Source organism: Streptomyces sp. NPDC007164, from assembly GCF_040634135.1.
GTDB classification, from domain to species: Bacteria; Actinomycetota; Actinomycetes; order Streptomycetales; family Streptomycetaceae; genus Streptomyces; species Streptomyces sanglieri.
Window position 1 is genome coordinate 320,508 of record NZ_JBEYFB010000004.1, and the last position, 22,998, is coordinate 343,505.

21 protein-coding genes and 1 pseudogene are annotated in these 22,998 nt (G+C 69.7%); 12 read left to right on the forward strand and 10 right to left on the reverse strand.

The genetic code is table 11. From position 1 onward, the window contains the following. Positions 1-66: 66 nt before the first annotated feature. From ABZ622_RS10120 to ABZ622_RS10130, 3 genes are all read right to left on the reverse strand, one after another. The gene (locus tag ABZ622_RS10120; RefSeq protein ID WP_360541890.1) at positions 67-795 is read right to left on the reverse strand and encodes a hypothetical protein; all 729 of its coding nucleotides are present in this window, start codon (positions 793-795) and stop codon (positions 67-69) included. Positions 796-845: 50 nt separating this feature from the next. Beyond that, positions 846-3,206 carry a Tox-REase-5 domain-containing protein gene (locus ABZ622_RS10125; RefSeq protein WP_360541891.1) on the reverse strand — a complete coding sequence of 787 codons (2,361 nt, stop codon included), beginning with the start codon at positions 3,204-3,206 and terminating at the stop codon, positions 846-848. 190 nt (positions 3,207-3,396) lie between these two features. Beyond that, entirely contained in the window at positions 3,397-3,990 is a 594-nt protein-coding gene (locus ABZ622_RS10130) for a hypothetical protein (protein WP_360541892.1), read from the reverse strand. Between the two features lie 222 nt (positions 3,991-4,212). Here ABZ622_RS10130 and ABZ622_RS10135 point away from each other — a divergent pair, with 222 nt between their 5' ends. After that, positions 4,213-4,716, forward strand: coding sequence for a DinB family protein (locus ABZ622_RS10135; RefSeq protein ID WP_342282498.1), 504 nt, complete (start codon positions 4,213-4,215; stop codon positions 4,714-4,716). Positions 4,717-4,762: 46 nt separating this feature from the next. Here the strand turns inward: ABZ622_RS10135 and ABZ622_RS10140 are convergent, their stop codons facing one another. Next, positions 4,763-5,632, reverse strand: coding sequence for an LLM class F420-dependent oxidoreductase (locus ABZ622_RS10140; RefSeq protein ID WP_360541893.1), 870 nt, complete (start codon positions 5,630-5,632; stop codon positions 4,763-4,765). A 322-nt stretch (positions 5,633-5,954) separates the two neighbouring features. Between ABZ622_RS10140 and ABZ622_RS10145 the strand changes: the two genes are divergently transcribed. The 3 genes from ABZ622_RS10145 (at position 5,955) to ABZ622_RS10155 (ending at position 10,459) form a co-directional block, all read left to right on the forward strand. Next, a complete protein-coding gene (locus ABZ622_RS10145; protein ID WP_360541894.1) occupies positions 5,955-6,500 on the forward strand; it encodes a MarR family transcriptional regulator in 546 nt (181 codons plus the stop codon). A gap of 112 nt (positions 6,501-6,612) precedes the next feature. Next, positions 6,613-9,180, forward strand: a complete 2,568-nt coding sequence (locus ABZ622_RS10150) for an MDR family MFS transporter (RefSeq protein ID WP_360541895.1) — start codon at positions 6,613-6,615, stop codon at positions 9,178-9,180. 103 nt (positions 9,181-9,283) lie between these two features. Further along, positions 9,284-10,459, forward strand: a complete 1,176-nt coding sequence (locus tag ABZ622_RS10155; protein WP_360541896.1) for a serine hydrolase domain-containing protein — start codon at positions 9,284-9,286, stop codon at positions 10,457-10,459. A gap of 168 nt (positions 10,460-10,627) precedes the next feature. Here the strand turns inward: ABZ622_RS10155 and ABZ622_RS10160 are convergent, their stop codons facing one another. Beyond that, on the reverse strand, positions 10,628-13,078 hold the full coding sequence (locus tag ABZ622_RS10160; RefSeq protein WP_360541897.1) for a hypothetical protein: 2,451 nt from the start codon (positions 13,076-13,078) through the stop codon (positions 10,628-10,630). Between the two features lie 467 nt (positions 13,079-13,545). Here ABZ622_RS10160 and ABZ622_RS10165 point away from each other — a divergent pair, with 467 nt between their 5' ends. Next, on the forward strand, positions 13,546-14,265 hold the full coding sequence (locus ABZ622_RS10165) for an MBL fold metallo-hydrolase (RefSeq protein ID WP_360541898.1): 720 nt from the start codon (positions 13,546-13,548) through the stop codon (positions 14,263-14,265). A 10-nt stretch (positions 14,266-14,275) separates the two neighbouring features. Here the strand turns inward: ABZ622_RS10165 and ABZ622_RS10170 are convergent, their stop codons facing one another. After that, the gene (locus tag ABZ622_RS10170; RefSeq protein WP_360541899.1) at positions 14,276-14,992 is read right to left on the reverse strand and encodes a DUF6333 family protein; all 717 of its coding nucleotides are present in this window, start codon (positions 14,990-14,992) and stop codon (positions 14,276-14,278) included. Positions 14,993-15,166: 174 nt separating this feature from the next. Next, positions 15,167-16,402, reverse strand: coding sequence for an erythromycin esterase family protein (locus ABZ622_RS10175; RefSeq protein WP_360541900.1), 1,236 nt, complete (start codon positions 16,400-16,402; stop codon positions 15,167-15,169). 58 nt (positions 16,403-16,460) lie between these two features. Here ABZ622_RS10175 and ABZ622_RS10180 point away from each other — a divergent pair, with 58 nt between their 5' ends. After that, a complete protein-coding gene (locus ABZ622_RS10180) occupies positions 16,461-17,237 on the forward strand; it encodes a TioE family transcriptional regulator (RefSeq protein WP_360541901.1) in 777 nt (258 codons plus the stop codon). A gap of 57 nt (positions 17,238-17,294) precedes the next feature. Then, positions 17,295-17,867 (forward strand): dihydrofolate reductase family protein, encoded by a 573-nt coding sequence (locus tag ABZ622_RS10185; RefSeq protein ID WP_360541902.1) that lies wholly within the window; start codon positions 17,295-17,297, stop codon positions 17,865-17,867. Positions 17,868-18,340: 473 nt separating this feature from the next. Here the strand turns inward: ABZ622_RS10185 and ABZ622_RS10190 are convergent, their stop codons facing one another. Continuing rightward, positions 18,341-19,003, reverse strand: coding sequence for a M15 family metallopeptidase (locus ABZ622_RS10190; protein ID WP_360541903.1), 663 nt, complete (start codon positions 19,001-19,003; stop codon positions 18,341-18,343). A 66-nt stretch (positions 19,004-19,069) separates the two neighbouring features. Between ABZ622_RS10190 and ABZ622_RS10195 the strand changes: the two genes are divergently transcribed. From ABZ622_RS10195 to ABZ622_RS10205, 3 genes are all read left to right on the forward strand, one after another. Beyond that, positions 19,070-19,618 (forward strand): hypothetical protein, encoded by a 549-nt coding sequence (locus ABZ622_RS10195; protein ID WP_360541904.1) that lies wholly within the window; start codon positions 19,070-19,072, stop codon positions 19,616-19,618. A gap of 100 nt (positions 19,619-19,718) precedes the next feature. After that, complete coding sequence (locus tag ABZ622_RS10200) at positions 19,719-20,078, forward strand: AraC family transcriptional regulator (protein ID WP_360541922.1); 360 nt, start codon at positions 19,719-19,721, stop codon at positions 20,076-20,078. Between the two features lie 48 nt (positions 20,079-20,126). Beyond that, a complete protein-coding gene (locus tag ABZ622_RS10205; protein WP_360541905.1) occupies positions 20,127-20,537 on the forward strand; it encodes a VOC family protein in 411 nt (136 codons plus the stop codon). A gap of 92 nt (positions 20,538-20,629) precedes the next feature. Here the strand turns inward: ABZ622_RS10205 and ABZ622_RS10210 are convergent, their stop codons facing one another. Together ABZ622_RS10210 and ABZ622_RS10215 are read right to left on the reverse strand one after the other, a co-directional pair. Further along, entirely contained in the window at positions 20,630-20,995 is a 366-nt protein-coding gene (locus tag ABZ622_RS10210; RefSeq protein WP_360541906.1) for a hypothetical protein, read from the reverse strand. A gap of 38 nt (positions 20,996-21,033) precedes the next feature. Further along, positions 21,034-21,555 (reverse strand): ATP-binding protein, encoded by a 522-nt coding sequence (locus tag ABZ622_RS10215; protein ID WP_360541907.1) that lies wholly within the window; start codon positions 21,553-21,555, stop codon positions 21,034-21,036. A 318-nt stretch (positions 21,556-21,873) separates the two neighbouring features. Here ABZ622_RS10215 and ABZ622_RS10220 point away from each other — a divergent pair, with 318 nt between their 5' ends. Together ABZ622_RS10220 and ABZ622_RS10225 are read left to right on the forward strand one after the other, a co-directional pair. Next, a complete protein-coding gene (locus ABZ622_RS10220; RefSeq protein ID WP_360541908.1) occupies positions 21,874-22,725 on the forward strand; it encodes a helix-turn-helix transcriptional regulator in 852 nt (283 codons plus the stop codon). An 11-nt stretch (positions 22,726-22,736) separates the two neighbouring features. Next, positions 22,737-22,925, forward strand: a pseudogene (locus ABZ622_RS10225) (hypothetical protein); the annotation flags it as partial. Positions 22,926-22,998: the final 73 nt, after the last annotated feature.

The following is a 22,998-nucleotide window of genomic DNA, read 5'->3' on the forward strand; positions in this document are numbered from 1 at the left end:
GGCCCGGGTTCGTGGCGATGCGGGGGCCTGCTCCGACGGACGTACCCCGCTCACCGGGGCGCGTGGTCAGAACGTGGCGCGGTCGAACGGCACCGGGAGCTGCTCCAGCGCTCCGGCGGCCCGCAACCGGGTGTTCGCCTCGATGACCGTCTCGATGTCCGGGGACCCGGCACCGCCACGGGTCAGGTCGATGACCAGTCCGCCGTGTGCGGTGCGGACGTACGTCGCGGGCAGATCCTCGGGGGCGAGGGCAGCCCGGCCGGCCGAGAGGAAGACCGCCCGGCCACAGCGGGGGGCACTGTTCGCCAGGTCGAAGCGCTCGGCCACCGCCTCGTACACGGGCTTGTCGTACACCTGGCCGGCGTCGATCTCCCAGTGCTCCGCGAGGACGCGCAGGATCTCCGGGGCGCGCCGGATCACTTCGGCGGTTTCGTCAACCTCGCGCGACCGGAAGACGAGGGAGACGGAATGCGGCGCGTAGCGCGATGTGCCACCCGCGTGCGTCGCCAGGGACACATACGCCGCTCCGGGATTCCGCACCCACAACGACGACGTGTAGCCCACCACGTCGAGGTCGGGGCCCGTGTTCTTCCGCTCGATGTACTCCGCCAGTGCGGGGACCGAGGGCGCCAGCACGGGGTCGGACGGGAGGTCGTCGCCGGCCTCGTGCCATACGTCGAAGGTCGTGCCGTCAATGTCCCTGAGCGCGGTGAGCGTGCCGGACCAGCGTTCGGCGATGCTCCGCACGGTTTCTTCGCGCGGGCCCCAGAGACCATTGACGACGACGTACAGCACGACACTCTCTCCTCGGGTTTCGGTTCTGCGCTCCGCTGCCCGGCCGGCGCTCAGCCGACCAGATCATCAGGGGTGTTGATGACCTTAACGTCGATGCCCTGCTCTTTGAACATCTCACGCGCCGCCTCGGCGACGTCCGGGTCGGAGAGGTGCCACTCGACCGGTTTGCCACGCGCCGCGTCGACCTGCCGTCTCGCCTGGGCGGCCCACCGGTCGGCGATCTTCGTGGTGAGCTTTCCTGTGTCGGCGTTGTAGAAATCCGGGCTCTTGTACCCGTACTTCGCCTCCAGGTAGGTGCCCCGCGCGGAGTCCCAGCCGTCGAAGTCGACCGGCTTGCCCGTGAGCTTGTCGAGCGGTACCTCGTACTCCTTGCCGCGGCCCACCTTGGAGATCTGCTCCTGGTAGCGGGCGCCCATCTCGGTCGCATAGCTGAAGACGCCCGGTTTGATCTCCGCCCAGTTCCCGTCGCCGACGTCCTTGGCCCCGGTCGGCGGGTCCTTCAGGTCCTTGTACCAGGCCGGCTTCGGCTGCTTCTGGGCACGCTCCAGCCCCTGCCTCCGCTTCGCTGCGGCAGCGGCCTTCTTCGCCTCGTCGGCCAGGCGCTGGGCCTCGTCGGCGGCGGCCTTCTTCTCCGGGTCGACCTCGTCGCACTTCCCGGTCATGAACCCGACGGGCACGGACGTGCGCGCCCCGGCCATGACGCCGGTACCGGAGCCGGGCAGCCCGACGCCCGCGCCGCTGCCGTACGGGACGCGTAGGAGACCGCCCATCCCGACGGTGCAGCCCTTGAGGCCGGCCTGCTCGGCGGCGTCGTCGGCGTGCTGCTGGGCTTCCTTGGCGGCCTTCTCCGCGGCCGTGACATCGCCCGCCTTGGCTGCCTTCTTCGCCTTGTTCGCGGCCTCCCCGGCCTTCTCGGCGACCTCGCCGAGCTTGCCGAGTTTCCCGAACTTGCCCAGCTTTCCGAACTTGCCGACGAGCTTGGCCTCGCCGTAGCCCGGGATGATCAACGAGCCGATGTTCCAGAGACCGGTGCCGATCGCCTGGCCCTCGTTGCCTTCCTTCCACATGTCCCGGACCTCGTCGCCGATGAACATGTCGTCGAGGACCTTGATGCCGGTGCCGCCGGACGCCTTGGTCCAGTCCCAGACCGCGCCGAGGTAGTCGCCGTCGGCCCACTTGTCCCCGGCGCCCTTGGAGTCCTGGCTCCACTTGTCGCCGAGGCTCTTGCCGTAGTCCATCAGGCCGTCCCAGGCCTTGATGGGGTGGAAGATCGTGTCGATCGTGCCGGTGATGTCGCCCCAGAGCCCGTCGCCGACCAGGCCCTTGAAGAAGCCGCCGGTCTGGTGCGCGGCGCAGGAGAAGAACGCGCCGACGCCCGAGGTGCAGCTCTCGTCGGACTTCTCCTCGTCGCCGCCGGAGCCGTCGTCCTGGTCGTCGCCGCCGTCCGGCTCTCCGGAGGTGTCCACGTCGTCGCCACCGTCGTCGACCTGGATGACGGTGTCGTCGCCGCCGGAGCTTCCGGAGCCGCCCGAGCCATTGCCCGCGCTGCCCGCCGAGCCGTTGCCCGCGTTGCCCGCCGAGCCGTTGCCCGCGTTGCCCGCCGAGCCATTGCCCGCGCTGCCCGCCGAGCCCGTTCCGCCGGCCGCATCGGTCCCGCCGGCCACGTGGGAGCCCCCGGAGTCCGTGCCGCCCGTGGCCACCGATCCGCCCGCGTCCGTACCGCCGGCGTCCGTACCACCGGCGTCCTTGCCGCCGGACGTGGTCGACCCGCCGGAGCCCTTGCCGGGACCGGCCTCCACATTGCTGCCGGGTGCGGGGCAGGCGCTCCCGGTGAGCCGGCAGATCGCGTCCTGGAGCCCGCCGGTCAGCTGGGCGCCGATCCCCGTGACGACGAGTCCGCCGATGAGGGCCACGACTACCAGCACCATGCCCAGGTATTCCATCGCGGTCTGACCCGCGTCGTCCCGGCGCCACTTGATCATGCGCGCGATGCTGAACCGCCGGTGCGGCAACCGCTGTTCGAGCGGCAGGTCGAACCATTCGCGAGAGCTCGCCCGGAACAGCAGCACGACGACGGCGACCGGCATCACCAGCTGGGTGACACCGCGCCCGCCGCCGTCACCGCCGAGGGTCGCCAGCGCGCCGAGGGTGAGCCAGACGTGTACGGCCAGCAGTCCGCGCCAGACCCAGACGCCGCCGGTGCGCACATACAGCGAGAGCACGAACCCGATCACGCTCGGCAGCGCCGCGTACAGCAGCAGCCCGAACAGCTGGCCGTCGACCTCGTCGACCGCCGAGGCCACCGTCATCACACCGACGCCGCCCACGACCGCGGCGGCGAAGGGGAGACGTACGAGGATCAGCACCGCCTGCAGCGGGCGCGGCAGGGACTGTCTGCCCTGTGCACCCACGGCGACGCCCCCGCCCGCGCCACCCGAAACCGCAAATCCGCCTATGCCAGACACGACGAGTCCCCCACCTTGCCGGTGTACGGCCACAGTTCAGCCACTCCACGCATCGGACCACACCGGCACCCATCGGGGCATGGGCCTCAGGGCCCAATGCAAGGCTCAAAGTCGGCGCTACCGGACGGGGATCCCACTACCGGACAGGGACCTCGCTCCCGAAGAGCATCCAGGGCGACTGGTCGAACGAGGCCACCCCGGCCAACTGCGGCTGCATGGCCGCGATCTCGTGCCGCACGGCCAGGGTGTCCGGCCAGCTGTCGAAGAACGTGGTGCCGTTGATGACGACGCCGCTCCAGTCCGTCGCCACCGAGGCGCCCTCGCGGTCGACGACGAAACCGATGCAGAGCACCGATGCCCGCCCTATCGCCTCCCTGATCGCCCGCGCGGCGACCTCCTGCTCGTCCCGGGTCAGCCGGCCGAACCCGAATTCGAGCGCGACCACTCCGTCCCGCATCCGACGGATGCGGGCGGGTACTTCGGTTCCGCTGTTCATCCACAGCACGAAGTCGACGCTGTCGAGCCGCTGGAGTCCGGCGAGGAGCACGAGCTGCTCCCTGGTCACCCACGACGGAGTGCCGTGCGGGCCGGGCCCCGGGCCGAGCAGCGTGACCCGTCTGGTGACCGGGTGGCTGAGCCGCAGCCCCGCGGCGTCGAGATCATTGAAGAGCGACTCGGAGTCCGGTCGGCTCCAGCCGAGGTGGTACGAGTAGAAGAAACCGTCACTCATCGACACATCACCCCATGCGAGACAGGTGGAGCGTGCAGTTCCAGATATTTGCGGGCACGCCGGACAGGCGCTCGTGGCAAGCGCCGGCCGGGTGGCTCACAGTTGGTCGTGCACGAGCGTAATGAGGCCGGATCGCCGGGGCGTGGGCCCACGGACCCAGCGGCGGGCCCCATTGGACAATGCGGTGGACAGCGGACGGCCCGTCGCTCATCGTGTACGTCGATGACACGCACCGATTCGCCTCCCGCCTGGGACGAGCGCACTCAGCTGGCCACCTTTCTCGACTACGTACGCGACACCGCACGCGCCAAGTGCGAGGGCGTCTCGCCGGAGGACGCCCGCAGGGCTCCGCTTCCCGGCTCGCCCCTGATGACGATCGCCGGGCTGATCAACCACCTGAGCTGGGTGGAGTACCACTGGTTCGAGGTGGCCTTCCTCGGCGGCCCGGACGAGGGCCCGTGGACCGACGAGGACCCCGACCGCGAGATGCGCATCGCGGTGGACATGCCGCTCGCCGATGTGCTTTCGCTCTACGAGGAACGGACCGCCCGCTACAGCGAGTTGGTCGCCGCCACCGACCTGGACACCCGGGCCGCACAACCGCGTCGCGACGGCACGCATCCCGATCTGCGCTGGATCGTCCTGCATCTGATCGAGGAGACCGCCCGGCACAACGGGCACCTCGACATGATCCGGGAGATCGTCGACGGCACCACCGGCGTGTAGACCCGTCCGTTCGTTGGTGGGTGCGCGGCGCACCCACCACCGCCGGCTATCCGATCCCGGCTACGGCGGGGGCGATGTGCTCGGCGATCTGGTGGGTGAAGCTGACCGGGTGCCGGTCGGGCAGCACCTGGATCTCGCCGATGCCCAGGCCCGCGTACGCCTCCGCGTCGGCGAGGAACGCGGCCGGCCTGTCCAGCACCGGGCCGCCGTACATCACGGTCTTCGTGATGGCGTCGTAGTCACGGTCCTCCGCCTCGCAGTGCGCCCGCAGCACATCGAGCTTGTGGGCCACTTCCTCCTGGCCGGTGGCGAAGAGATTGCACGCGTCCGCGTAGCGGGCGACCAGGAGCAGGGTCTTCCGCTCGCCCCCGCCGCCGATCATGATCGGCGGGTGCCCGCCGATCGGTTCGGGTACGCACAGCGTCTCCGTGAGCCGGTAGTGCCGGCCCCGGAACGGGCCGTTGTCGTCGCTCCACATCTGGAGACAGATGCGGATGGTCTCCTCCAGCCGCTCGAACCGCTCGGCGACCGGGACCACCGGCACGCCGAGCCCGTACTGCTCGCGCTCGTACCAGGAGGCTCCGATGCCCAGTCTGGCCCTGCCGCCGGACAGCACATCGAGGCTGGTGACGATCTTCGCCAGCAGTCCGGGGTGCCGGTACATCACGCCCGTGACCATCAGCCCGAGCGTCATCCGCTCGCTCACCGCCGCCACGTAGCCGAGGGTGGTGTACCCCTCCAGCATCGGTTCGTCGGCGACGCTCTGCCCGGTCTCCATCTGGAAGTAGTGGTCCATCACGCTGAAGGACGCGATCCGGGCCTGCTCGGCGACCCGTACCGATTCCGCGAGTGTGGGCGCGATGAGCGCCGGGTCGGCGGGGGTCGAGTAGTTCCAGTAGTGCAGACCGAGCTTCATGTCCGCCCTCCGAGGGCCGAGGGGGCTCGGGCGCGGGACTTCGGCGCCGTCGCGGCCGGGGATCTCACGCTACGCGCGGCGGCACCCATCGGCATGTCGGACGGGGACCGCCGCGCGATCATTGCGTGCGACCGAATCGGACGACGCACGGGTGAGACGACGTACGGGTACGACGACGTACGGGCGGGACGACGTACGGTGCACCCGCCGGCGCGGCCCGCGAGCGGCCATGCAGCCGCCGGAACCGCCTCGGGAGCGAGGACCGGAGCTCACTACGGTTTCAAAATATCCGAATCGGAAGTACTGCTCCTATGCTGGAGCCATGGAGACCACGCGCGAGCCGGCCCCCGGCGGCGACTCGATCGACCGGCACATCGCCCGATGGCGGCGGGAGGTCCCCGACCTCGACCCGGTGGTCGAGGGCGCCGTCACCCGGATGCAGATGCTGGTCCAGTACCTCCAGGGCCGCAAGGAAGCCGGGCTCGCACAGCGCAGGCTGAAGATGTGGGAGTACGAGATCCTCTGGCGGCTGCGCTCCGCCGGGGAGCCGTACCGGATGACGCCGACCCAGCTGGCCGAGGGCCTGGGCACCCATCCGGCGACGCTGACGAACCGGCTGGACCGCCTGGCGAAGTCCGGTTACGTGACCCGGCAGCCCGCCCCGGAGGACCGCCGGAGCCTGCTCGTCGCGCTGACCGGGAAGGGGGCCGAAGCCTGGTCGTCCACGATCGGCGAGCAGATGGCGACCGAGCGCGCTCTCCTGGCCCCGCTGGACGAGGCGGAACGGGAGCAATTCGTCGTCCTGCTGCGCAAGATCGCCTCGGCAGCGGAGTCCGACGGCCCGCCGCTCATGCCGTCCCCCGGCTGAACGGGCCCGCCGCAACGGCGATACGGCCGATGCCGAGAGGAATCGCCCGAGTGCGGCCACGGTTCATCGCGACTTGGCACCACGAATTGGATACCTCAACTATCTTACTGCCGTGGACCAGTTGATCGCCGAAGATCCGACGCACATCGGCCCCTACCGTCTGATAGCCCGGCTGGGCGCGGGCGGCATGGGGCTGGTGTATCTCGGCCGTTCCGAAGCCGGACGGACCGTTGCCGTGAAGGTGGTGCAGGCCGAGTATGCCCAGCACCCCGAATTCCGCAGGCGGTTCACGCGCGAGGTGGCGGCCGCCCGCCGGGTGGGCGGGACCTGGACGGCGGCCGTGCTCGACGCCGACACCGAGGCACAGGTGCCGTGGGTCGCGACCCAGTACATCCCCGGGCCCGACCTGACCACCGTGGTCGCCAGGGACTTCGGACCGCTGCCCGAGCACTCGGTCCGTACCCTCGCCAACCGCCTGGCCACGGCCCTGGAGTCGGTGCACGGCGCGGGCCTGATCCACCGCGATCTGAAGCCGTCCAACGTGCTGGTGACGGTGGACGGACCACGGGTGATCGACTTCGGGATCGCGCGGGCCATGGACAGCCTCGCCGGGGACAGCCTGCACACCCGCACCGGAATGCTCATCGGCTCCCCCGGCTTCATGTCCCCCGAGCAGGTGCGCGGCCTCGAACTCACCCCGGCCAGCGATGTGTTCTGCCTGGGCGCGGTCCTCGTCCACGCCGCCACCGGCCGCCTCCTCTTCGGCGCCACGGAGACCGGTCTGAACGCGCACCTCTTCCGGATCGCGGAGGAGGAGGCGGACCTGACCGGCGTACCGGAGTCGCTCGTCGACCTCGTACGTGCCTGTCTGCACAAGGACCCGACGCAGCGGCCCACGCCCGCCGAGGTGATCGCCCGTACGGCCGGTGACCAGGGCGGTGAGTGGCTGCCCGGCTCGGTGCTGGCCCAACTCGGGAGGCATGCGGCACAGTTGCTGGACTTCGCCCCGGAGACGCGGGCCGCTCGGCCGGATCCGCGTGTCCCGGCCCAGGCCGGGCCGGTTCCGGCGCAGCCCGCGTACGCCCCCACGGCCCCGGCGGACCGCCGCCCGACGCCGGGGTCCGGGCCGTCCCTGAGCAAGACGCCCGGCGGCCTGCCGACGGCCCCCGCACCGGCAGCTGCACCGGCTCCGCACCCGATGCGGTGGTGGGGTCTGGGGATGGCCGCGCTGGCACAGCTGCTGGTGCTGATCGGCACGGCGATCACGAACACCGCGCTGCCGTCCGTCCAGGCCGACCTGGGTGCCTCCTCCGACGACCTGCGGCTGTTCTCCACCACCTGCATGCTGGCCTTCGGTCTGCTGCTGTTGCTCGGCGGACACCTCTGCGATCTCCTGGGCCGCAAACGGGTGTTCGTCATCGGCTCGGCCGGCTTCGCCGTGGCCTTCGCGGTCGGCTGGCTGGCTCCCTCCCCCGCCCTGCTCATCGTCGCCGGCGCGCTCCAGGGCATGTCCGCCGCGCTGCTCTCGTCGTCCGCGCTGGCCCTGGTCTCCGCCGGATTCAGCGATCCGAAGGAACGCGGCAGGGCTTTCGGCGTCTACGCCGCGGTCGCCGGCAGTGGCATGGCGTTCGGCATGTTCGCGAGCGCCCCCCTGATCGAGCACCTGAGCTGGCGCATGTCCATGCTGGCCACTGCCGGGCTCGCGCTGGTCATCGCGGTCTGCGCGGCGCCCCTGGTGCACGACTCCCACCCGGTCCGCACCCCTGCCCGCCTCGACGCACCGGGGCTGGCGCTGGGCACCGGCGCGCTCATCGCTCTCGCCTTCGGCTTCGACAGGGCCGGGGCGACGGGCTGGACCACCCCCCTGACCCTGATCCTCCTCACGAGTGGCGCCCTCCTGCTGCTGGCCTTCGCGCGGCAGCAGACCGGTTCCCCCGACCCGCTCGCCCCGGCGCGGGTGCTCAGGGACCGTAACCGTGCGGGCTCCCTCCTGGCCCTGTTCTTCCTCGGCCTGATCCTGCTCGTCACGTTCCAGATCCTGACCAGGTACTTCCAGGGCATCCTCGGATACTCCGTGACCCAGGGCGGTATGGCCCTGCTGCCCATGGCCGCGGCGGCCGTCGTCGCCTCCACCCAGGTCGCCGCCCGTCTGTGCCACCGGCTGGCGCCGCGCAATCTGATCGTGCCGGGCCTGCTGCTGGCGGCGGTCGGCCTGGCGATCCTGACCGGGATCGATGCCGACAGCACGTACACCGCCCAGGTGCTGCCGGGCACGCTGCTCATCGGCTTCGGTGCCGGCCTGGCCCTCGCACCGCTGTTCACCACCGCGACCGGTGGCGTCGCCGCGCAGGATTCCGGCGGGACCTCGGCGGTGGTCCTCGCGGCCCAGAACGTGGGCGGGTGGGCCGCCTGGCCCCTGGTCACCGGCGTCCTCGCATCGGCGATCTCCGATCGGCTGACCAACGCGTCGGTGATTCCCGCCCCTCTGGTCGAAGCGGCCAAGGCCGGCTTCCCGATCGGCGGGCAGAACCTTCCGGCATCGCTCTCCGGCGCTCTGGATCAGGTCAACGCCGCGGTGCTGGACGGGTACTCCGTAACACTCTGGTGGACGGTCGGCCTCACCCTGCTCGCGAGTGTGCTCGCCGGCCTGCTGGTCACGGCCGGGGCTCCCGAGCGGTGACCGCGGCGAGCAGACCCAACGATCAACCCTGAGCCCCGAGTTGTGCGTCACAGGCACCGCGGGGGCGACACCACGCCCCCTCGGTGACCCGGAGGCACGACGTATGAAGCAACGGACCGCACGCATCTCCTCGCTCGCCCTGGCGGTGGCCGCGACCGTCGGAGCGGCCGCATTCGGCCCCTCCGCGCACGCGGCCCCCGCGTCCACCGCACCCGGGCACGAGGCGACCCGTGCCGCGTTGCGGGCCGTGGTGGAGAAGGGCGAGCTGCCCGGCGTGGCCGCCATGGCACGGGACGGCAGGGGGAGCTGGTACGGAGCGGCCGGTCACGCCGACACCGCGACGGGTCGCGAGCGCTCGTCCGGCGACCACTTCCGCGGGGCCAGCATCACCAAGACGTTCATCGCGACCGTCCTGCTCCAACTGGAGGCGGAGGGGAGGCTGAGCCTCGACGATACGGTCGAGCACTGGCTGCCCGGCCTGGTGCGGGGCAACGGGTACGACGGGACCCGGATCACCCTGCGCAGCCTCCTCAACCACACCAGCGGCATCGCCGACCACACCTCGGACCCCGCGTTCGTGCACGACGCCGCCGGCCCCGGTTTCCCGGAGCACCGGTACGACACCCATGCGCCCGAGGAGCTGGTGGCGGTCGCGCTGAAGCAACCGCCGGTCCCCGACCCGCAGAAGACGCCGCTGTACTCGAACACCAACTACGTCATAGCCGGGATGGTCATCGAGAAGGCGACGGGCCGTTCGTACGCGCAGGAGACCACCCGCCGCATCATCCGGCCGCTGAAGCTGCGCGGGACGTCGTTCCCCGGCACGGCGCCGCAGATGCCCGACCCGCACCCCGTCGGCTACTCCCGCCTCCACCAGGAGACCCCCGACGCAGAGATCCACGACGCCACCGAACAGAACATGACCTGGCTGGGCGCGTCCGGCGACATCATCTCCACCGGCGGCGACCTCAACCGCTTCCAACGCGCCCTGATGGGTGGCAGGTTGCTGCCGCGCGCGCAGATGGCGGAGATGCTCGACGAGGTACCGCTGGGCGACGGGACCGGGTACGGACTCGGTGTCGAGTTCGCGCAGCTGTCCTGCGGTGTGAAGGTGGTGGGCAAGAGCGGTCGTACGAACGGTTCCCTCTCGGCGATGGTCGGCACGCAGGACGGGAAGCACCAGCTGACGTTCAACATCAACGGCGACTGGCTGCAGAACGGGGCGGTCTACGTCGATGTGATCGAGGCCGAATTCTGCGGCAAGGCCCCCACGCCGTAGGGACTGCGGCAAGGCCCCCACGCCGTGGGGACTGTGGCAGGGCCCCGACGCCGTGGGTCCCGCACCGGGCAGGCTCCGCTGTCCCGAGGGACGGAAGGGCTCCACCCAGGTCAGGGGTGGAGCCCTTCCTGCCGGATGTGCTGCCGGCCAGGTGTGCTGCCGGCCGCGCTAGTGGTGGGCGGTGCGGCGTCGGCGCATCCACCACATGAGGCCGCCGCCGGCCGCCGCGAGCACCGCGGCGGTGGCTGCGATCAGGCCGATGGGGGTGTCGCTGCCGGTGTGTGCGAGATCGCCGTCCGCGCCGCCCGGCCCGGACGTGGCCGGGGGCTGTCCGCCGTTGCTGTGGGTCGGGTCCGGCGTGCCCGGCGTGGAGGGCTTGCCGGTCGGGGTCGGCTTGCCGGTGTGCGACGGGGTGGGAGTGGGGTCGCCGCCCGGGTCCTCGCCGCTCCCGTCACCGCTGGGCCCGGCCCCGAGGTAGAGGGTGTCGGTGTCCCGGTAGGAGGTGTCGTCGGATTCGCGGGAGTTGCGGGTGGTGTTGTCCAGGTCCCGGTTCTCCAGGTTGAAGCGCGCCTTACTGATGTTGCGCTTGGGCTGCTTGGAGAAGTCGACGCCGCCGACGCCCTGCTTGTAGATCTTGCCGCCGTACTTCAGCTCGAACCACTCGATGCCTTCCTTGTACGTCTTCATGTACTTGTCCCAGACCATTTCGCGGGTCCAGTCCTGGTGCGGGGCCCGGATCGGCCACGCGGAGACGTCATTGGAGTCGATGATCCGGTGGAAGTCCGTCGGGGACTTGGCGTCGGTCTGGCGGATGTACTCGGCGGCGACGCGGGCGTTGTAGACGGCGCGCAGGTCGGCGTACTTGGGGTCCTTGTTCACCCGCTCCTGGATGATCGGGACGATGTTGGCGTTGACCGACACCTCGATCTGCTTCTTCTCGGCGTCCGAGAGGTCGGTGCACTCGGTGGAGCCGGGGACGGTGTAGTCGACGTCCAGCCACTGGGCGGAGACGTCCATCGGCGAGTCGAGGATGTAGATCCCGCCGTCCTGCTCACGGACCTTCGCCTCGTCGGGCTCGATCCAGAACCGGGTACCGGGGAAGCACGGCATGCCGTTGCGGCGCGGCGCGGTGTCCCAGTAGCGCTTGCCCTCGGCGTGCTTGTCCGGGTTCAGCGCCTCGGAGAAGTCGTACTTCATGAGCAGATCCGCGTCGAGGAGGACACGGCCGGCGTCGGTCCTGCCGAACTTCGTGTCCATGACCTTGCCCGGCTGGTCCGGGTTCAGGTTGACCCAGAACCTGTCGGGGGTCAGCGCGAGCCAGGTGAACAGGGCGTCGGAGGAGAGCTGCATCCTCCTCTCGCCGCCGAAGCCGGGGTTGTTGTCCGGGTCGGGCATCTGGTCGGCACGCATGGAGTACTGCATGCCCTTGCCCTTGCCGAGCCCACCGACGTAGCGGAGCTCCATGGTGGTGAAGTCGACGCCACCGGGGCCGCCCCTGGGGAGGGTGCCCCTCGGGTCGAGGCGATTGGCGTCCCGCTGGAAGCGCTTGGCCTCCTCCAGGGTGGAGGAGATGGCACGCTGGTTGGCGGGGCCGCGGGTGCCGCAGTTGTTGGCACCGGCCGCCATGAGCTGCGTCTGCGTGCCGCCGCCGGTCTGGCAGGCGGGGGCGAACCACCGCTGGTGGTCGGAGAATCCGCGGATCGGGGTGGTCTTGGGCACCGGGTTGTAGAACCGCTGGTTGCCGCGTACCTGGCCGGACTTGCCGCCCCGCATGGCGCGGACGTCGCGTTCCAGGTCGTTGATGTGCTTGACCTGGCCCTTGGTGAACTTCTTCGCGCCGGTGAAGCGGAAGGTGTGCTTGGGCAGCGACTTGGCGACGACCCGGTCCTTCGCGAGCTGCTTGGCGGTCAGCTTGCTGTTGGATTTGAACTCGTTGAACTCTTTGGTCTTCTTGTTGTAGGCGTCGTAGCGGCGCTCGCCGACCTTGTCGCCGTTCTTGTCGAACAGCTCGACGGTGACCTCGCACAGCCAGTCCGGGCCGATCAGGCGGTAGTCCTTGACGAGCTGACGCTCGAAGCCGGAGCCCTTGTGGTTGTTGATCTGGTTGCGGATGTACCGCTTGTCGAACCAGTGCTTGAACCCGAGGCCCTCTTTGTTCGCGAAGTACCGGGCGTAGATCTCCATGGCCCGGTCCTCGGGCTTCTTGGAGAGGTCGGCGGCCTTCTTCCAGGCCGCCACGTTCTTCTCCAGGTCGCCGGGGACCTTCGACAGCGCCTGAGTCTTCTGGGCGGCCGTCGGCGTCTTCAGCCCGTCGTAGGCCTGGCCCGGCAGGTCGTACTCGAACTTCCGCGGGAGGGCGGTGTCCTTGTGGAGGTTGCCGGTCAGGTCGTTGGGGAACCCGGAGTTCGCCGGGGTCTTTGCGGCGGGCGGGAGATTGTTGCGGGTGTCGCAGCGCTGGCCGGAGCCGGGTTTCATCTTCGCCGAGACCGGTGGCAGCTTCGGCGGCGCGGCCTGGACGGCCGGCAGTCCGGTCATGGTGACGGCCGCGGTCAGGCCGAAGGCGGCCGTGAAACGGGCCGTGAACCGCCACCGGGAAGGTATGCGGAGCAGTCTGTTCAAGAGCTCGTCTTTCCCTCGGATGGGGCCTGAGGGCTTGTGGGCGGCACGTTGGGCCCCCGTGACGTGTACGCGCCGCCCGGCCACCATAGCCACAACTACGCCTGGGTAAAGAGGAGTTAATGGCGTGTCGGCACTGCAGCTCCTCGCCCCCTTCACACCGCGGTCGCCGCTTCCTCGCGCGTTGGAGGTTGCGCGGACAGGCGTGCGTTCATGGGGGGCGGACGCTCTGCGGATCGGGGCGGGGGTGGGTCCGGCCGGGGTACTTCCGGCCGAGGCGGTTCGGGCCGAGGTGAGGCCGACCGAGGTGTGTCCGACCGGGGGTGTCCGACCGGGGTGTGTCCGGCCGAGGTGGGTCCGGCCGAGGCGGGTCGGGCCGAGGCGGGTCCGGCTGCCTCGTTCACGCTGCGCTTAATTCACCGTCGGCGGAAGTACCTGGACATCCGCCGACCCCTTGTTAGCGTCGAATCATGGAACTTTCCCAGGTCACCCCCACTGTCTGGCAGCTGGCCTTCCCGGTCGGGCACGTCTACTTCGTGCGCCTGCCGGACGGTTACGCGCTGATCGACACCGCCGTCCCAGGCTCCGCCCCCGCGGTCCTCGATGCCCTGACGCGGCTCGGCGGCCGCCCGGAAGAGCTGCGGTACATCGTGCTCACCCACTCCCACATCGACCACACGGGCTCGGCCGCGGATCTCGTCGAGGCCACCGGCGCTCGCGTCCTCGCCGGAGCCATGGACGCCCCGTTCATCCGCGGCACCGCACCCGAACCCCAGCCGGTGTACACAGCCCCGGAACACGCGCTTCACGAGCAGATCATGGCGGGATTCGCCGAAGCGGACGTCCAGCCCCCGCGATATGTGCCGGTGGATGTGGAACTGCACGACGGGGACACCATCGATGGCTGGGGCGAGCCCGTCCACGTCCTGCACGTGCCCGGACACACCCCGGGAAGCATCGCGCTGCACCTTCCCTCCAGCGGCGTGCTCTTCCCGGGCGACAACATCGCCACCGCGGAGGGACGGGCGATCCTCGGCCCGTTCAACGTGGACAGGGAGCAGGCCATCGCCTCCTTCAGGCGGCTGGCGTCGCTGGACGTGGAAGCGTTGTGCGTCCCGCACGGCGAGCCGGTGCTGAAGGGTGCGCGCGAGGTGCTGCGGGCGGCGACTCCGGAGAACGACTGGGTGTGAGTCGGACCCCTCAGACGAAGTACAGGCCCTCCATCGAGCAGACCGACAGATCGCTGTGCTGTACGCGGAAGGCGGTGGTCTGCATCTCCTCCCACCCCCAGGGGTCGGACTGCCCCAGTGCCAGGCCGGCCAGGGAGGCCCATTCGATCTCGTGGACGGGCTGGTCCACGTCGATGTCGGCGGCGGTGAGCATCCAACTGCTCAGGCCGAGGGAGGCGATGACGGCGTAGGGGTCGCCCAGGACGACGAACGGTTCGTCGTCGGGCCAGCCGGAGGCGTGGAACATGGCACCGTCGGGGAGCATCACGACGGTTTCGGTGTGTTCCATTCCGCCGTAGTAGGTGACGTGACCCACGATCCGCGCCGCCGGGAAGCGCTTCCGCATCCGTTCGGCTTCGGCCAGCAGCGGGTTCCCGTTGCCGTCGTCGGCGAAGACAGGGGTGGAGATGGCCCGTATGCCGCCCCACGCGGCGGCATGGACGACGTCCAGATCGGAACGCACCGACGAGGGCAGCGGCGTCTGCACGGAGCGCGGCCCGAGATCCTCCAGTACCTCCTCGATGCCGTCGACCGACTCGACGAACAGGCGTGCCTGATCAGGGTCGTTGGCCGGGAGGCTGCGGGCGTCGATGTCGAGCGGCGGCTGAGCCACGGTGAGATGACACAGGCCCAACGAGCCGCGAACGGTCCGGTCCGGGGCAGAAGTCCAGTACTTGGTATCGGTCATGCGGGCCACCGTAGTCGGGCGGTGAAGCGTGCCTCTCCCGGCGCGAACCAGGGAAGCCGGAAAGCCGGTAGACCGGGAAACCCGCGAAGCCAGGGCCGGACTACGGGCCCCACCCGTAGTCCGGCCCGTCCGGCCCTGACCCGTCGGGCACGTCCTGAGCCCATGGGACACGTCCTACGCCCGTGGGACGTCCCTGACGAACACGATCCCGTCCGCGTCGCCGTCCGCCAGCCGGGCCGGGTCGAGCGGGGCGTAGCCGAACCAGGGCGATACGCGGGCGGCAGGCGGCATATCGCCGAGGGCGGCGGCCAGTCGGCGGGCGTCGAGGACGCACCAGTCCTCCGGGAGCGCGTACAGGAGCCCTTCGACGGTGTCCGGCGGCGGGGCGTCCACACCCCGGTGCCGAATCGTCCCGAGGGCCGTCGCCACGAAGGCGTACTCCTCACCCAGCCGGGCGCTCACCAGCGCACCTGCGCCCCACCACTCCAGTGGCGCCCCGCCCATCCGCATCGTGCTGCTCCCCCGCTGGAGGTGCGAGTTGTGGGCGTGGGCGAGCACCGGGCCCCGTTCGGCGAGGGCGAGGAGGTTGTGGGCCATCATCTGGTCCCGCAGGCCGACGAGCCGGGTCAGGCGGGCCGGTGAGGGGTCGGCCATCCAGTGGTGGTAGCGCAGCAGGCCGATCGCGGTACGTCCGTACAGGTGCGCCCGGTCCCGTTCGTCCCGCGAGGCCGTCGCGATCAGGTGCGGTGTCTGCGCGTCGAGCAGTGCCACCAGGTCGTCGGCGAGCAGCCGCAGCCGGCCGGCCTCGGCCGACTGCCCCGCGGACCGGGCGGGGTCCATCATCGCGGCGGGCTCGGTCCACCGGTCGTCGGCGCCGAGCAGCCGGTCGAGCACCTCCGCGGTGCAGGGGAGCAGGTCCGCGTCCACCCTGGCCGCGAGGTAGCCGTGGAGCGCGGTGAGGGCCTGCCGGGGACTCGCGGCGTGGGTGATCTCCAGCGGGCCGTCGAACCCGGCGAAGCGGAGCCGTTCGGACGCGGGCCGGCCGTCGTTGTCGGCGCGGACGTTGTGGGCGCGCATCCAGCGCACCAACTCGCGGTTGCCCTCGAAGGCGCCCCAGCCGTGGCTGAATCCGTGCTCCATGGCCTCGTCGAGAGTGCCCTCGCCCGAGGTGACGTAGTCGTCCACCACCTGGCCCATCAGGCAGTCGCTCTCGATGGTGATGGTCCGGTAGCCCTCCTGCTCGACGAGTTGCCGGAAGAGCTCGTTGCGGACGTCGAGCAGGGTGTCCTCGCCGTGGGTGGGTTCGCCCAGGGCGAGCAGCCGGGGCCGGCCAGGGAGCAGCCGCGTGACAGCGGCAGCATCGACGGCATGGGCGATGTCCATGATGTGGGTGGCGATGTCGGTAGCCATGCCTTCAACGCTATCGTTGAACCTTCGGTTGAAACTTTCCCGCGATACCGGCAGGACCATGGGGCAGAACCTTAAAAGTGGTGGTCGGCTCAGGCCGGTCGATCTGGCGCGCGAGCACGGCCTGTCCACGCAGGCGGTCAGGAACTACGAGGAGGCCGGCATCCTCCCGGCCGCCGACCGCACACCCCACGGCTACCGCGCCTACACCCCGCTGCACGCGGGCGCCCTGCGCGCGTTCCTCGCCCTGGCCCCCGGCCACGGCCACGGAACGGCGACATCGATCATGCGGGCGGTGAACCGGGACGCGGTGGACGAGGCGTTGCACCTCATCGACGAGAGCCACACCCAGCTCCTCGACGACCGCCAGACCCTCCGCGCCGTGGAACGCGCCCTCCGGGACCTGGACGGCGCCGCGGGGCCGGGGCCGGGGTCCGTCCCCGCTACCGGGTCCGGGCACGGGAGCACGTTCATCGGGCCACTGGCGAGGCAGCTCGGAATCCGGCCCGCGACACTGCGCAAGTGGGAGCGCGCCGGACTGGTGCACCCGCCCCGCGACCCTGGGACCGGCTACCGCGTCTACGACGAGGCTGCCGTACGGGACGCCCGGCTGACCCACCAACTCCGCCGGGGCGGCTACCTGTTGGAGCAGATCGCCCCACTGATCGCCCAGGTGCGCGCGGCGGGCGGCCCGGAGCCGCTGGAGGCCACCCTGCGCGGCTGGCACACCCGGCTGTCCGCCCGGGGGCGAGCGATGCTGTCCGGGGCGGCCGAACTGGAGGCGTACCTCCGCGAGACGGAGTCATTGATCCGCACCGGACCGATGAGTTCCTCGTAACCCCGCAGTCAGCACACAAGTAAGCAAGCAATGGTTCGTGAAGCAAGGAGTCCCAAGATGCGCACCCTGATCAGCACCGCCTTCGTCTCGCTCGACGGTGTGGTGGAGGCCCCGGGCGGCGAGCCCGGCTACCGGAACTCCGGATGGACGTTCAAGGACATGGAGTTCGTCCCGGAGGCGTTCGAGATCAAGGGCCGGGAGCAGCGGGAAGCCGCCGCGATGATGATGGGCCGGGTCAGCTACGAGGCGTTCAGCCCGGTATGGCCGGACATGGCGGACTTCGCCGACTACAAGCCGATGCCGAAGTACGTGGTCTCCACCACCCTCACCGAGGACGACCTGGTCTCCGGCTGGGGCAAGACCACGATCCTGCGCTCACTCGACGAGATCGCCGCCCTGAAGAAGACCGACGGCGGCCCGATCATCATCCACGGCAGCGCCACCCTCACCCGGAACCTCTCGGACGCCGGCCTGATCGACCGCTACCACCTCCTCGTCTTCCCGCTGCTGCTCGGCGCGGGCAAGCGCCTGTTCAGCGACACGGACAAGGACGCCCAGAAGCTGAAGCTCGTCGAGCACGCGGCGTACTCGAACGGCCTGCAGATGAACGTCTTCGACGTCGTCCGCTGACGCCGCGCCACGCGCTCGCCACTCGCACCGCAGCGCCCCGAGTGCGTACGCCGGCCACCCTGCTGGTCGAGCACCCCGGCGGTCTCCCCATCGGGTTCGCCGCGGACACCGCTCTCTGCGACGCCACCGCCGCTGATGTGCTCGCCTCACGCACTCTGGAGGGTGCTTCGCCCCAGGACTCGGCGGCCTGCCGCAGCGGGGTGGCCTCACCGGCGCCCCGCTCCCCGCCCCCGCCCCAGTCGTCCACAACAGCCGCAAGCAGCCACAACGGCGGTGACCACGATCAACTCGTCCACAGTGTGCGTGGCCGACCAGGCGTACGGAGCGAGCCCGTACGCCTCCAGTGCGGCGGCCACTCCGATGCCCCGGCCGCCCAACGACGCGAACACGCCCGCGTCCGCCGTGAGAAAGGCCTCCGCCGGAGTGGTCGTCCCGCCGTCGAGCGACCGGTCAGTCCGGCAGGGTCGGGCCAATCAGCTGCGTCGGCCAATCTCTTTCGGACCGTAGGGGGCGGCGGCCTCTCCCGTGATCAAGGCCCAGTAGCGGTCCCCGAACGACCAGTGCCACCACTCCGTGGGGTAGTTCACCAGGCCCGCTGCCGTGAGCGCAGTGCCCAGCAACTTCCGATTGGCACGGGCCTCCTCGCTGATGTTGGTGGCATGGGTGTAGCAGGCGCCCTCACTCGCCTCCGGGTCCGCGTTCATGCGCGTGCCCAGGTCCAGTTCGTACCCCTCGGCGTCAGCCAGGGTGAGGTCGACAGCTGCGCCGGCGCTATGCGGAGCGATGTCGGGTGGTGAGACATACCGGCTCGCCGCCGAGTGGATCTGCTCTGCGGACCAATCGAGGTGGGCGGCTCGCAGATGATCGGCGTACTCCTCGAAGTACTCCCGCTGGAGAGAAGGAGGCCGGTACCCCTCAACGAACAGCAGCCTCAAGCCCTGCGGAAGCATCGCCTGGGCCTTCACCAGCCGTTCCAGCAAGCCTTCCCGCAGGTACGCGAAGACGTCTGCCGGGTCCTGCTCGCGCGTATCGACCAACAACGAATCAGTTCGGCGGACGTCCACAAGACGCTCACCGCACTCAGCAACAGGTATAGCGGCGACTCTCGGGTCCGACATCAACACGATCTCAGTCATGACGCGATCATCCCGCAAGGCTCACCCCGGCGAACCTTCCTGGTCACAGCACTAGGATCGCCCTCCATGGCCAGTAGCGACGTCACGCAAAAGCACCCCTTCCTCGTTCTGCACGATTACGGCATGGGCGGTCTGTGGTGGTGGATCCGTGCACGGTCCGCGCGGGAGGTGCTCGAAACATTCGCCTGGGTCGAGGTCATCACCGACCCGGAGACCCTGGCCGGGTACAAGGACCAGGGACTGGAAGAGGTCGACATCGACGCGTCCCGGATGCCACCGGGACTGGACGACCTGTACGCCGAGCGCGCCGGCCAACGCGGCCGTGCGGGCTTCGGCGTGCTCGCCGACAGAGACATCGCCCACCTGAGTCTCCGCGGCGAGAACGAGGACGGCACACCGGTCGACCAGTTGGTGGAGGTCGGCCCCGACGGGCGCCGGCTCCGTCAGGTGGAGGTGGCCGGGGACGGAACCGCCGTGCGCAGCAGCCCCGACGACTGGATGTTCAACCCGCCGGTGGTGGACCTCTTCGACCCGGCGCTCACGGACCGGGAGATCAGCCGCGGCGACTTCGAGGCACAGTGGGCAAGGGCCCGCCAGGAAGACTCCGGCCTGTAGACGCACGCATGCCGTGTGGTGTGATGACCCAGTGAACCGCTCCGTGAACCGCTCCGTGAGCAGCGCCGCGAGCAGTGCCGTGGAGGAGACCAACCGCCGCATGCTCCGGGCGCGGGATGCGATGGACCGCGCCTATGCGCAGCCGCTGGACGTCCCGGCCCTGGCCCGGATCGCGCACGTGTCGCAGGCCCACTTCACCCGTACCTTCCGGGCCACGTTCGGCGAGACACCCCACCGCTATCTGCAACGCCGCCGCGTCGAGCGTGCGATGTTCCTGCTCCGGGAGACCGACCGCAGCGTGACGGACATCAGCTACGAGGTCGGCTTCGGGAGCCCGGGGACGTTCAGCCGTACGTTCCACGACATCGTCGGCCGCTCGCCCAGGACGTACCGCAAGGAATCGACGGCCACGGGCGTCCCGACGTGCTTCACCATGGCCTGGATGCGCCCGAGCAACTGAGCAGTTCTGGATAAGTTCTTTCCGTGCGTGCCCCGTAGCGTGATCCGCATGTTCAACGCCATCACGCAATCGCAGATCTACGTCCTCGACCAGGACGAGGCCCTCGACTTCTACGTAGGCAAGCTCGGCCTGGAGGTCAGCGCCGATGTTCAGCTGGGCTTCATGCGCTGGCTGACCGTCAGCGTCCCCGGCCATCCCGAACGCCAGATCCTGCTGGAGAAGCCGGGCGCCCCGGCCATGTCCGAGGAAACGGCCCAGCAGGTACGCGAGTTGGTGACCAAGGGTGCGATGGGCGGCTGGCTCATCTTCACCACTGACGACTGCCGCAAGACGTACGAGACGCTGCTGGCCCAGGGCGTCGAGTTCACCGAGGAGCCCACCGACCGCCCGTACGGGACCGACTGCGGCCTGCGCGACCCCTTCGGCAACCGCATCCGCTTCACCCAGCCGAAGGGCTGAGCGCCTGTTGCAGCCGGACAACGACAGGGGCCCGGCACCGCGAAACTCACGCGGTGCCGGGCCCCTGCGCGGTCGCGGTTGGCCGCAGGGCGTCATCCATGGTTGGCCAGGAACACGGCACCCATGATCAGGAGGATTCCGCAACCGAAGACCGCACCGATCCCAGGGTTTCTCCGCTGCACGGCAGTCCGGCCGAGCAACCCCAGAACCGGAACCCAACCAACCGCATAAACGATCCAGGCGATTTTCGGCATCACCGGACTGGAATCCGCCTTGAACAGCACCCATGCCACAAACACAAAAAGAGCTGGTGCAGCCCACAGGTTGCGCTCGATCGTTTCCCGACGCTCCGACAACGAATTCCCCCTGAGGCCAATGGGCGTGCGACTAACGCCAACAGACGGGCCGTCACCCAACTCCCCGAAGGCCCAACGCCCCATCTTCGCGGCCTTGATCACGGATATCCACACTGTTTCCTGACCGTCGCTCTGTCTCGTCAGCGCGGCAGCACCACCCACGACTTGGTGCCTCGCTGAGACGGCTCCGCCCCGCAGGCTCCCCATTCCCCGCCCCAGTCGTCGACCACGGCCGCCAGCAGCCACAACGCCCGCCGCCGTCGCGTCTCGCAGAGCGTCGCCAGGTCACGATCGCCGTGGTGTGGATGCTGGTCCCAGACGAGAAGGCGGACCGCGTCGTCCCGGTGACGCAGGGAGACGTAGAGTTCCCGCCCCGGGCTCATCCTGGCGGTGACCGCGACGAGTTCGGCGACGGCATGGGTGGCGGGCCAGATGTACGGGGCGAGCCCGTTGGCCTCCAATGCGGCGGAGACGGCGGTACGCCCGACGAACGCACTGCGGACGTCACCGGGAAGCGTGAAGCTGAGGACGAGCCCATGGCCGGAGCCGCCCGGCCGAGGGGCGGGTCGCGGGGCCGGTCGCAGAGTGCGGTGGGAATACGGGGCCGACGTGCGTGCCTCCGCAACGGCCGGACAGAGTGCGGCGAATGAAGATGAGTGCATGACTGACTCCCCTGGTGCGGGTGACGAGTTGGCGGCGTCTCTCTTTCGCGTGGGCGCGCACGAGTGGCTCACGTTGTTGCGTTGTGGACGAGCAGTGGCCTGTCTCCCTGACGCGGGACCGCCCCTCCCAGGGCAGGAGGTTGCGGGCAGGACCGCGTGATGCACTTCCGGCTCGTCTTCGCTGAGTGAGCGGTGCACCACCTAAAGTAGCGTCACGGGGGCAAAATTACCCCATTGATTTGGACATTGAACCCTTTCGTGGCAGCAGGGCGCGCGCACGCGGCAGACTGCCGGTGACCGCATGCGGAAAGGAACGGCATGGCAGCAAGGACGTCCCCCACCGAACGTCAGAAGCGGCTCGGCGCCGAGCTGCGGAAGATGCGCACTTCAGCCGACGTCTCCGCCGAGTTCGCGGCCGGTCTGCTCTGCGTGGACCGGGGCAAGATCTCGAACATCGAGTCGGGCACACGCCCCATCAGCTCGGAACGACTGCGCACACTGGCCTGCAACTGTGCTTGCACCGACGAGAAGTACGTCGAGGCCCTGGCCGAGATGGCCCAGCCGAGCGGCCGGGGATGGTGGGAGAGATACCGGGGAGTGCTGCCCCAAGGGCTGCTCGACATCGCCGAGTTGGAGACGCACGCGGTGCGCATGCGAGCTGCGTACTCGATGCACATTCCGGGCCTGCTCCAGACCTCGGACCACGCTCTGGCGCTCTTCCGGGTGGTGATCCCCCAGCTGCCGGATCGGGAGATCGCGCTTCGACTGGCCCATCGCGTAGAACGCCAGGGCGTCCTGGACGGCAATACGCCGACGCCGTACACAGGAATCGTGCACGAGGCTGCACTCCGCATGCAGTTCGGCGGCCGCGCCGTAGCGCGCACTCAACTCGATCAACTGGTGGAGAAGTCCGAGCAGTCGAACATCACACTGCTGGTCATCCCGTTCGAAGCAGGAGCCTTCCCGGGCGCCGGGCAGACCGTTCTCTACGCGGAGGGGCCGGTGCCTCAGCTGGACACCGTGCAGATCGACAACTCCCACGGACCACTGTTCGTCCACTCGGAAGCCCAACTGGCCAAGTACCGGGCTCACCTGGATTGGATGGAGGAGATCGCACTGCCCCCGGACAGGTCGCGAGACTTCATCCGTGCCATCGCACGCCAAATCTGAGGAGGCGACAGATGTCGGACGTCAAGTGGGAAGACGCGTTCTGCGGTGAAGGGAACTCCTGCTACCGGATAGGAACGGATGAAGCAGGCAACAGCTACATCTCCGTCAGCGGTGCGGAGGAACACTTCCTCACCGACAGCCGCGAAGCGCTCCAGCAACTGATCCGCGACATCAAGGCCGGCAAGGCCGACCACCTGCTGTACACCCAGGCGACCCGTGCGGTAGTGCCAGTGTGGGCGCTGGGCGGCGACCGCCGCAGCGGCTCCCTTGGTC

Excerpts from the sequence above, each read along its gene's own strand:
- ABZ622_RS10135 (WP_342282498.1), top strand. The coding sequence starts at position 4,213 with ATGACACGCACCGATTCGCCTCCCGCCTGGGACGAGCGCACTCAGCTG.
- ABZ622_RS10170 (WP_360541899.1), bottom strand. The coding sequence starts at position 14,992 with ATGACCGATACCAAGTACTGGACTTCTGCCCCGGACCGGACCGTTCGC.
- ABZ622_RS10155 (WP_360541896.1), top strand. The coding sequence starts at position 9,284 with ATGAAGCAACGGACCGCACGCATCTCCTCGCTCGCCCTGGCGGTGGCC.
- ABZ622_RS10205 (WP_360541905.1), top strand. The coding sequence starts at position 20,127 with ATGTTCAACGCCATCACGCAATCGCAGATCTACGTCCTCGACCAGGAC.
- ABZ622_RS10145 (WP_360541894.1), top strand. The coding sequence starts at position 5,955 with ATGGAGACCACGCGCGAGCCGGCCCCCGGCGGCGACTCGATCGACCGG.
- ABZ622_RS10185 (WP_360541902.1), top strand. The coding sequence starts at position 17,295 with ATGCGCACCCTGATCAGCACCGCCTTCGTCTCGCTCGACGGTGTGGTG.
- ABZ622_RS10220 (WP_360541908.1), top strand. The coding sequence starts at position 21,874 with ATGGCAGCAAGGACGTCCCCCACCGAACGTCAGAAGCGGCTCGGCGCC.
- ABZ622_RS10165 (WP_360541898.1), top strand. The coding sequence starts at position 13,546 with ATGGAACTTTCCCAGGTCACCCCCACTGTCTGGCAGCTGGCCTTCCCG.
- ABZ622_RS10200 (WP_360541922.1), top strand. The coding sequence starts at position 19,719 with ATGCTCCGGGCGCGGGATGCGATGGACCGCGCCTATGCGCAGCCGCTG.
- ABZ622_RS10190 (WP_360541903.1), bottom strand. The coding sequence starts at position 19,003 with ATGACTGAGATCGTGTTGATGTCGGACCCGAGAGTCGCCGCTATACCT.
- ABZ622_RS10180 (WP_360541901.1), top strand. The coding sequence starts at position 16,461 with ATGGGGCAGAACCTTAAAAGTGGTGGTCGGCTCAGGCCGGTCGATCTG.
- ABZ622_RS10215 (WP_360541907.1), bottom strand. The coding sequence starts at position 21,555 with ATGCACTCATCTTCATTCGCCGCACTCTGTCCGGCCGTTGCGGAGGCA.
- ABZ622_RS10195 (WP_360541904.1), top strand. The coding sequence starts at position 19,070 with ATGGCCAGTAGCGACGTCACGCAAAAGCACCCCTTCCTCGTTCTGCAC.
- ABZ622_RS10175 (WP_360541900.1), bottom strand. The coding sequence starts at position 16,402 with ATGGCTACCGACATCGCCACCCACATCATGGACATCGCCCATGCCGTC.
- ABZ622_RS10130 (WP_360541892.1), bottom strand. The coding sequence starts at position 3,990 with ATGAGTGACGGTTTCTTCTACTCGTACCACCTCGGCTGGAGCCGACCG.
- ABZ622_RS10140 (WP_360541893.1), bottom strand. The coding sequence starts at position 5,632 with ATGAAGCTCGGTCTGCACTACTGGAACTACTCGACCCCCGCCGACCCG.